Source organism: Streptomyces sp. NPDC008086 (assembly GCF_042957325.1).
GTDB lineage: Bacteria > Actinomycetota > Actinomycetes > Streptomycetales > Streptomycetaceae > Streptomyces.
Genome location: NZ_JBIBIA010000004.1, coordinates 820365 through 830829, shown reverse-complemented (window position 1 = coordinate 830829; position 10465 = coordinate 820365). Strand labels below are relative to the sequence as shown.

The 10465-nt window shown below is 73.4% G+C and carries 1 protein-coding gene; it reads right to left on the bottom strand.

What is annotated here, in order from left to right:
- Window positions 1–10257 (bottom strand): SDR family NAD(P)-dependent oxidoreductase (locus ACFZBP_RS17870; protein ID WP_391414077.1); only part of this gene is annotated, 10257 nt, incomplete at its 3' end.
- Window positions 10258–10465 lie beyond the last annotated feature (208 nt).

Below are 10465 nucleotides of genomic sequence, written 5' to 3'. Positions count from 1 at the left end.
ACGCTCCGCCACCACCACACACGCATCCGCCAGACCCAACACCCCCGACACATGCGCAGCCACCACCTCACCCACCGAATGACCCAACAAGAAGTGGGGCGTCACACCGTGGTGTTCGAAGAGGCGGAACAGGGCGACCTCGACGGCGAAGAGCGCCGCCTGGGTGTAGGCCGTCTCGTGGAGCAGTGCGGCCTCTGCGGTCCCTTCGGCGGCGAACAGGACACTCTTCAGGGGGTGCTCGAGGCGAGCGTCGAGCTCGGCGCACACCTCGTCCAAGGCTCGCGCGAACACGGGGTGAGTTCCGTACAACTCCCGCCCCATGCCGAGGCGTTGGGACCCCTGGCCAGTGAAGAGGAACGCGGTCTTGCCGGGCTTCCTGACACGTCCGCGCACCACCTGGGGCGAGGACGTCTCGTGTGCCAGGGCGTCCAGCGCGTCGAGGAGGGCGGTCCGGTCGCCGCCGAGTACGGCGGCGCCGTGGTCCATGACGGCGCGCCCGGTGGCCAGGGAGTGGGCGACGTCGGCGGGGGCGAGTTCGGGGTGCTCGCCGAGGTGGGCGTGCAGCCGTTCCGCCTGCTCGCGCAGGGCGTCCGGGGTGCGGGCCGTCAGGATCCAGGGAACCGTCGCTCCCGGGTCGGCGGTGTTGTCCGCGGCCGGCGCCGCCGATGCGGCCGATGCGGGCGCCTCCTCGATGATGACGTGGGCGTTGGTGCCGCTGATCCCGAAGGACGAGACCCCGGCGCGGCGGGGCCGTCCCTCAGCGGGCCACGGCCGCTGCTCGGTCAGCAGGGTCAGCGCACCGGATTCCCAGTCGACGTGCTTCGACGGCTCGTCCACGTGCAGGGTCTTGGGCAGCACGCCGTGCCGCATGGCCTGCACCATCTTGATGATCCCGCCGACACCGGCCGCCGCCTGCGCATGCCCGATGTTCGACTTCAACGACCCCAGCCACAACGGACGCTCACCGTCCGGCCGCTCCTGACCATAGGTGTTCAACAACGCCTGCGCCTCGATCGGATCACCCAGCGTCGTCCCCGTCCCGTGCGCCTCCACCACATCCACATCCGCCGCACCCAACCGCGCGTTCGCCAACGCCTGACGAATCACCCGCTCCTGCGACGGACCGTTCGGCGCCGTCAACCCATTGCTCGCACCGTCCTGATTCACCGCCGAACCCCGCACCACAGCAAGAACCGTGTGCCCGTTACGACGCGCATCCGACAACCGCTCCACCAACAACAGGCCGACACCCTCCGACCAGCCCGTGCCGTCGGCCGAGGCGGAGAACGCCTTGCACCGACCGTCCGCCGCGAGCCCCCGCTGGCGGGAGAACTCGACGAACGTCGTCGGCTGTGCCATGACGGTCACGCCGCCGGCGAGCGCGAGGTCGCACTCACCGCTGCGCAGCGCGTTGGCCGCCAGATGCAGCGCCACCAGCGACGACGAGCACGCCGTGTCGACGGTCATCGCGGGCCCTTCGAGGCCGTAGGTGTAGGCGATGCGGCCGGACAGGACGCTGGAGAGGTTGCCAGCGAGCAGGAAGCCCTCGAACTCGCCGGCGGAGGACGCGATCCGGGCGGCGTAGTCGTCGTACATCGCGCCGGTGAAGACGCCGGTGCGCGAGCCCCGCAACGAACCCGGGTCCACACCCGCACTCTCGAACGTCTCCCACGCCGTCTCCAACAACAACCGCTGCTGCGGATCCACCGCCGTCGCCTCCCGCGGCGACATCCCGAAGAACTCCGGATCAAACAGATCCGCCTCATGCAAGAACCCGCCATGCCGCGTGTAACTCGTCCCCACACGCTCCGGATCCGGATCGAACAACCCCTCCAGATCCCACCCCCGATTCGACGGAAACCCACTGACCGCATCCACCCCGTCGGCCACCAACCGCCACAACCCCTCCGGCGACACCACCCCACCCGGAAAACGACACGCCATCCCCACGATCGCGATCGGCTCGTCGGTCCCGCGGCGGGGCCGGGTGTGTCCGGTGCCGGCCGGCTTCTTCTGCTCGGCGACTCGTTCCAGGAGGTAGGCGGCCACGGCGCCCGGTGCCGGGTGGTCGAAGACGAGGGTGGAGGGCAGCCGCAGGCCGGTGGCCCGGGTGAGCTGGTTGCGCAGTTCGACGGCGGCCATGGAGTCGAAGCCGATGTCGCTGAAGGCCCGCTCGGGGGCGATGGCACCGGCACCGGTGTGGCCCAGGACGGCGGCGACCTTGCCGCGTACGAGGTCGAGGATCGCCTCCTGGCGGGCGTCGGCGGGGAGTCCGGCGATGCCACGCGCCCAGTCGGAAGCGGCCCCGGCGGTCGACCGGGTCGTGGCCGCGGTCCGTCGGGTGCGCGGTGCGAGGTCGCGCAGCAGCGGGTGCGTCGCGTCGGCCGCCGTGGTGATCGGTCGCAGCGGTACGGGGGCCAGGACGGGGACGTCCGTGCGCAGGGCCGCGTCGAAGAGGGCGAGGCCGCGTTCGGGGGTGAGCGGGGTGATGCCCGCCCGTTCCCAGCGGGCGATCTCGGCGTCGGTGAGTCCCGCGCCCATGCCGTGGGCGGTGTCCCACAGGCCCCAGGCGAGGGAGGTCGCGGGCAGGCCGTGGGCCCGGCGGTGCTGTGCCAGGGCGTCCAGCGAGGTGTTGGCGGCCGCGTAGTTGGCCTGGCCCGCGGTGCCGAGGAGCCCGGAGACGGAGGAGAACAGCACGAACGCGCGCAGGTCGAGGCTTTCGGTCAGTTCGTGCAGATGCCGGGCGGCGTCCGCCTTGGGCGCCAGGACGGCGTCGAGCCGCTCGGGGGTGAGCGACGGGACGGTCACGTCGTCCAGGACGCCTGCGGTGTGCACCACCGCGGTCAGCGGCCGGTCGGCGGGGACGGAGTCCAGGAGTGCGGCAAGGGCCGTACGGTCGCAGACGTCGACCGCGGCGATCCGCACCTGGGCGCCCAAGTCACCCAACTTCGTGGCGAGTTCGCTCGCGCCGGGCGCGTCGGGGCCGCGTCGCCCGGCCAGCAGGAGGTGGCGTACGCCGTGTTCGGTGACCAGATGGCGGGCGAACAGCGCGCCGAGGCCACCGGTGCCGCCGGTGATCAGAACCGTGCCCTCCGGGTCGAGACGCGGCAGGTCCGGGTCCGCGCCGGAGGCGAGGGCCGCGAGCCGGGGCACCCTCAGCTCTCCGGCGCGCACGGCGATCTGCGGCTCGCCCGTGGCCAGGGCCGCGTTGAGTTCCTCGTCGCCGGAGTCGTCGTCCAGGTCGACCAGGACCAGCCGGTCGGAGTGCTCGGACTGCGCGGCGCGGACCAGGCCCCACACCGGGGCCGCGGCGAGATCGACGACGTCCTCGCCGGGCCGCACGCCGATCGCGGACCGGGTCACCAGCGCCAGCCGTGTGTCGGTGAACCTGGCGTCGGCCAGGAACTCCTGGATCAGCCGCAGGGCGCGGTGCACGGCGATGGGCCGGCCGTCCTCGCGCGGAGGCAGGTCGTACAGGCGCACGGCGACGACATCGGCCGGTGCCACGGCGTCGAGGCCGTCGACCGCCTCGACCCGGTCGGTGGGCTCCGGCACGGCGGCCGGGGCGAGGACCGGCCAGCGCACTTCGTACAGCGCGGAGTCCGGGGCCGGAGCGGCAGGGACGGCCGTGCTACCCCTGGCCACGGGGCGCAGCGTCAGGGCCGCCACATCGGCCACCGGTGCGCCGGTGGTGTCGGTCAGGGAGAGGGCGAAGGTGTCCGTGCCCTGCGGGCTGATGCGGACCCGGAGGTCGGTGGCGCCGGTGGCGTGCAGGGTGACACCGGACCACGCGAACGGCAGCCGGATGGTGTCCTCCTGGCCGGGGGGCGCGGCCGCCGCAAGGACCAGTGGGTGGAGCGCGGCGTCGAACAGGGCGGGGTGCAGGGCGAAGCCACCGACGGCGTCCCGTGCGGTCTCGGGCAGCCGTATCTCGGCGTACAGGTCCTCGCCGTCGCGCCAGGCGGCCACCAGGCCCCGGAATGCGGGGCCGTAGCCGTAGCCGAGTCCCGCGAGTCGGGCGTAGACGTCCGTGAGCGGTTCGGGATCCGCGGTGGCGGGCGGCCAGGGCGCCGCGTCGGTGAACGCCGGGACGGGGACGTCCTGCCGGGCGAGGGTGCCGGTGGCGTGCCGGGTCCACCGGCGCGGTGCGCTGTCGTCGGTGTCGGGGCTGGCGTGCACGGTGAAGGACCTTCGGCCCGAGTCGTCGGCGGCGCCGACCGTCACCTGGACACGTGTGCTCTGTTCTGCTGCCAGGGGCAGCGGCGCGTGCAGCGTGAGGTCCTCGACGTGCGGTGCGCCGGTGGCGTCGCCCGCGGCGACGGCGAGCTCCAGGAAGGCGGTGGCCGGCAGCAGCACGGTCGCGTCGATGGCGTGGTCGGCGAGCCAGGGGTGACTGCTCAGCGAGATACGGCTGGTGAGCACGGTGTCGTGGCTGTCGGCCAGGTCGACGACGGTGGCGAGCAGGGGGTGGTCGGCGGTGTCCAGACCGAGGCCGCGCGGGTCGGCGGCGGGCTCGGGGGCCAGCCAGAAGTGCTCGCGCTGGAAGGGGTAGGTGGGCAGGTCCAGCAGGGCAGCGCCGGGGAAGAGGCGGGCCCCGTCGAGGGGGGCGCCGGCGGTGTGCGCGCGGGCGATGCCCTCGGCCAGCGTGCTGGTCTCCGGGCGGCCGGGGCGCAGGAGGGCGACGGTGGTGCTGTGGTCACCGGCGTCCGCGGTCTCGCCGCTGCCGTCGGCGTCGTCGAGCGCGCCGTGGACGAGCGGGGTGAGCACGGCGTCGGGGCCGAGCTCGACGAAGACGGTGGTGCCGTGGCGGGCCAGTTCCCGGGTGGCGTCCAGGAAGCGCACCGTGGCGCGGATCTGGCCGCTCCAGTAGTCGGGGGAGGTCAGCTCGGCCGGGTCGGTGAGCCTTCCGGTGACGGTGGACACCAGGGGGATGGCGGGCGGCTGGAAGGCGAGGCCGGCGGCGACCTGGCGGAACTCCGCGAGCACACCGTCCATGTGCGGCGAGTGGAACGCGTGGCTGACCTTGAGCTCGGTGGTCTTGCGTCCCCGCGCCCGCCAGGTCTCCGCGACGGACCGCGCGGTGTCGGCGTCGCCGGAGATCACCACGGAGCGCGGTCCGTTGACGGCGGCGACCGACACCCTGTCCTCGTGCCCGGCCAGCGTGCGCAGCACCTCTTCCTCGTCGGCCTGTACGGCGATCATGGCGCCGCCGGTGACGGCCGACGCCATGAGCCGGGCCCGGGCGGCCACGAGGGTCGCGGCGTCGTCGAGGGTGAGCACCCCGGCGACATGGGCGGCGGCCAGCTCGCCGATCGAGTGGCCGGCCACGAAGTCCGGTGTCATGCCGTGGTGGGCGAGGAGCCTGAACAGGGAGACCTCTAGGGCGAACAGCGCGGGCTGGGTGTAGGCGGTCAGATGCAGCAGAGCGGCGTCCGGGTCGCCTTCGGAGGCGAACATCACCTCGCGCAGGGGCCGTTCCAGTCGACCGGCGAACGCGGCGCACACCTCGTCGAGCGCCGCGGCGAAGACCGGGTCGGCGGCGTACAACTCGCGTCCCATACCGTGGCGTTGGGCGCCCTGACCGGTGAACAGGAACGCGATGCGGCCGGTGTCGGCGGCCCGGCCGGTGATGAGGTTCGGTGCCGTGTCACCCGTGGCCAACGCCTCGACCGCGGTGAGACGCTCCGCGAGCGAGTCGCCGAGGATGGCGGCGCGTTCCTCGAAGGTGGTGCGGGTGACGGCCAGGGACCGGCCGACGGCGGCCTCGTCGTCGGCCGCGCCGATCCGGGCCCGCAGCCGGGCGGCCTGCGTGCGCAGCGCCGGGACGTCACGGGCGGACAGCAGCCAGGGCGCCGGGATTGCGGTGGACGAGCCCGGCTCGGGCTCGGTGACCGGCTCGGCGGCGGGGTCGTGCTCCAGGACGACATGGGCGTTGGTGCCGCTGATCCCGAAGGAGGAGACGGCGGCACGGCGCGGGCGGGTGCCGGTGTCGGGCCAGACCGTGCTGTCGGTCAGCAGCGAGACCTGGCCGGCGGACCAGTCCACGTGCGGTGAGGGCTCGTCCACGTGCAGGGTCCTGGGCAGGACGCCGTGCCGCATGGCCTGCACCATCTTGATGACACCGCCGACGCCCGCCGCCGCCTGGGCGTGCCCGATGTTCGACTTCAGCGAGCCCAGGTGGAGCGGTGCTCCGGCGGCCCGCCCGCTGCCGTAGGTGGCCATGATGGCCTCGGCCTCGATGGGGTCGCCGAGACGGGTGCCGGTACCGTGCGCCTCCACGGCGTCCACGTCGGCGGCGCTGAGACGGGCGTCGGCCAGGGCCTGGCGGATGACACCCCGCTGGGCCAGTCCGCTGGGCGCGGTCAGGCCGTTGCTCGCGCCGTCCTGGTTGACGGCGGATCCACGGATGACGGCGAGGACCCGGTGGCCGTTGCGGCGGGCGTCGGAGAGCCGCTCGACCAGCAGCATGCCCACCCCCTCGCCCCAGCCGGTGCCGTCGGCGGCGGCGGCGAACGACTTGCACCGTCCGTCGGGGGCCAGCCCCCGCTGGCGGGAGAACTCCACGAACATGCCGGGCGAGGCCATGACGGTGGCGCCGCCGGCCAGGGCGAGGTTCGTCTCGCCGCTGCGCAGCGACCGGATCGCCAGATGCAGGGCGACCAGGGAGGACGAGCAGGCCGTGTCGACCGTCACCGCCGGGCCGAGCAGGCCGAGTTGGTAGGCGATGCGTCCCGACATCACGCTGGAGGTGCTGCCGGTGAGGACGTGGCCGTGGACGCTGTGCGGGGCGTCCTGCAGCCGTGTCCCGTACTCCAGCGCCGTGGCGCCCACGAACACGCCGGTGCGGGTGCCGTGCAGGGTCGCCGGCAGCACACCGGCGCGTTCGACGGCCTCCCAGGAGGTCTCCAGCAGCAGCCGCTGCTGCGGGTCCATGGCCAGCGCCTCGCGCGGCGAGATCCCGAAGAAGGCGGCGTCGAACTCACCGGCGTCGTGCAGGAATCCGCCGTGGCGCACGGCGCTCTTGCCGGGCCGCTCGGGGTCCGGGTCGTACAGGTCTGGGTCCCAGCCCCGGTTGTCGGGGAAGGCGGAGACGGCGTCGACCTCGTCGACGAGGAGCCGCCACAGGTCTTCCGGGGAGGTGACGTCGCCGGGGTAGCGGCAGGCCATGCCGATGATCGCGATCGGCTCGTCGCCGGCGCCACCGGCTCCGTCGGGGCCGGTTTCCTCGGCCCCGAGGAGTTCGGCGGTGACGAACTCGGCGAGGGCGGCGGGCGTGGGGTGGTCGAAGAGTGTGCCGGTCGGCAGCCGAAGGCCGGTGGCGGTGGCCAGGGCGGCGCGCAGTTCGGTGAGCATCAGGGAGCTGAAGCCCAGTTCGCCGAAGGCGGTACGCGGGGCGACGGGCTCCTCGGGCGGGTAGGCCAGTACGGCCCTGATGTGGGTGTCGACGAGATCGCGTACGGCTCGTTCGCGGTCGGCGGCGGACAGACCGGCCAGACGGGCGCCGAGCTCACCGCGCGGGCTGAGCTCGCCTTCGGTGTCCCCCGGGTCGGCGTGGTCGAGCGGCTCGGCTGCCGGGGCGGGCGTGGTCGGAGCGGTCCGACGGGTGGTGTCCAGCCAGTGGTGCCTGCGCTGGAAGGCGTAGGTGGGCAGGTCGACCCGGCGGGCGCCCCGCGCCCCGTACAGCGCGCCCCAGTCGACATGGGTGCCGTGGACGAACGCGGTGGCCAGCGCGGTCAGCAGGCTCTGCGTCTCGGGCCGTTCACGGCGCAGCACGGCGACGGCCGTGGCCTCGTCGGGGTCCCGGAGGCTGTCCTGGGCGAGCGCGGCCAGGACGCTGTCGGGCCCGACCTCGACGAAGGTCGTGACGCCCACGGCCTCCAGGGTGCGGATGCCGTCGGCGAAGCGGACGGTCTGCCGGATGTGCCGGACCCAGTACCCGGGCGTGGTCAGCTCCCCCTCGTCGGCGAGCGCGCCGGTGACGTTGGAGACCACGGGGATGGTCGGGGCGTGGTAGGTGAGCCGGGCCGCGGCGTCGTGGAACTCCTCCAGGACGTCGTCCATGTGCGGCGAGTGGAAGGCATGGCTGACGGTGAGCCGCGTGGTCTTGCGGCCCTGCGCGCGCAGCCGCTCGGCGACGGCCTCCGCCGCCTCGGCGTCACCGGAGATCACGGTGGAGTGCGGGGAGTTGACGGCGGCGACGGCCACCTTCCCCCCGTGGTCCGCGAGGAGGGCCGCGACCTCGTCCTCCGTGGCCTGTACGGCGATCATGGCACCGCCGGCGACGGCGGACTGCATCAGCCGGGCGCGGGCGGTGATCAGCGCGGCCGCGTCGGCCAGGTCGAGGACTCCGGCCACATGGGCGGCCGTGACCTCGCCCACGGAGTGGCCCGCCACGTAGTCCGGGCGGACGCCGAGGGACTCCAGGAGCCGGAAGAGGGCCACCTCCACGGCGAACAGGGCGGGCTGTGTGCGCGCCGTCTCGTCCAGGCCGTCACCGGTGCGCACGGTGTGGGCCACCGGCCGGTCCAGATACGGGTCGAGGGCGGCGGCCACCTCGTCGAACGCGGCCGCGTAGACGGGGAAGTCCTGGTACAGCCGCTGGGCCATGCCGATGTGCTGGGCGCCCTGCCCGGTGAACAGGAAGGCCGTACGGCCCTCACGGACGCTGCCGGTGACCACGGCGGACGAGGGGGTGTTCCGGGCCAGGGCGTCGGTGCCCGCGAGCAGACCCGGCCCGTCGGGTGCGAGGACGACGGCGCGATGGCGCAGGACGGCCCGGGTGCGGGCCAGGGACCAGCCCACGTCGACGGGCGAGGCGTCGGTGCCGGCGACGTGGGTGTGCAGGCGGTCCGCCTGGGCGCGCAGGGCGCTCTGGTCGGCGCCCGAGATCACCCAGGGCAGGATGGACGGCACGGTGGCGGCCCGCCGGAACTCGACGATGTTCGTGGTGGGGCTTTCGGTGAGCACGACATGGCAGTTGGTGCCTCCCATGCCGAAGGAGCTGACACCGGCCACCAGGGGACGCCGGGGGTCGGGCCACGCGGTGAGCTCGGTCTGCACGGCCAGCCCGAGCTCGCCCAGGTTGATGGCGGGGTTGGGGGTCTCGAAGTTCAGGCTCGGCGGCAGTTCGCGGTGGTGGATGCTCAGCAGCGTCTTGATGAGCCCGGCCATGCCGGCCGCGCCCTCCAGGTGTCCGATGTTGGTCTTGACCGAGCCGACGCGCAGCACGTCGCCCACCGGCCGGCCGGCACAGGCGCCGAGCGCCGAGCCCAGGGCCGCGGCCTCGATGGGGTCGCCGACCGGGGTGCCGGTGCCGTGCAGTTCGACGTACTGCACGTCCTCGACCGCGACGCCGGCCTGTTCCCGGGCGGTACGCAGGAGCAGCTCCTGGGCGACCTTCCCCGGCACGGTCAGATGGGTGGTGCCGCCGTCGTTGTTGACCGCGCTGCCGCGGATGACGCCGTAGATCCGGTCGCCGTCGGCGCGGGCCTGCCGGAGTGTCTTGAGCACGACGACACCGCCGCCCTCGCCGGGCACGAAGCCGTTGGCGCGCGCGTCGAAGGTGTATGTGGTCCCGTCCGGGGACAGTGCGCCGAAGAGCGACTCGGTGACGGTGTGCTCGGCGAGCAGGTTGAGGTTCACACCGGCGGCGAGCGCTGCGGTGGACTCGGCGCGGCGCAGGCTCTCGCAGGCCAGGTGCACGGCGACCAGCGAGGAGGACTGGGCGGAGTCCACGGTCATGCTCGGCCCGCGCAGCCCCAGGTGGTGGGAGACGCGGTTGGCGATCAGACCGCGGTTCACACCGGTCATCGTGTGCTGGGTGAGGGCGTCGGTGCCGTGCTGGTGGACCAGGGTGGTGTAGTCGTCGCGCAGGGTCCCCACAAACACGGCGGTCCTGGTGTCGCGCAGGCTCGTCGGCACGATGCCCGCGTCCTCCAGGGCCTCCCAGGCGAGCTCCAGGACGATCCGCTGCTGCGGGTCCATGGCGGCGGCCTCGCGGGGCGAGACGGCGAAGAAGGCGGCGTCGAAGCCGCCGACGTCCGGCAGGAATCCGCCGCGCGTGATCGCGGTGGGCACCGATGGGTCGAAGCGCCCCTCGGGCACGTCGGTGATGGCGCTGGTGCCACCGCGCAGCAGCTCCCAGAACTCCCCGGTGGACGCGGCTCCGGGGAACCGGCAGGAGAGCCCCACGACGGCGATCGGCTCGTCGCGCTCAGGAGAGCCGTCAACGGCCGCCGGACCATGCTCGCTCATCATGAACTTCCGCTGCCCTTTCACTACTGGATTCCCCCGCGGACCGACTCTGCTTTTTCGGGCGGGCGCCGGAGAACGGGAATTCTGAACAACAAGCCGGCTCTGAAAGGAGGAGGTGCCGCACAGCCGGGATGGAGGCACTACGGCATTGTGTGCGGGCGTGCTCCAACGCCCGCACACCACGCAGTAATCGAATGATTCACCGACAGGT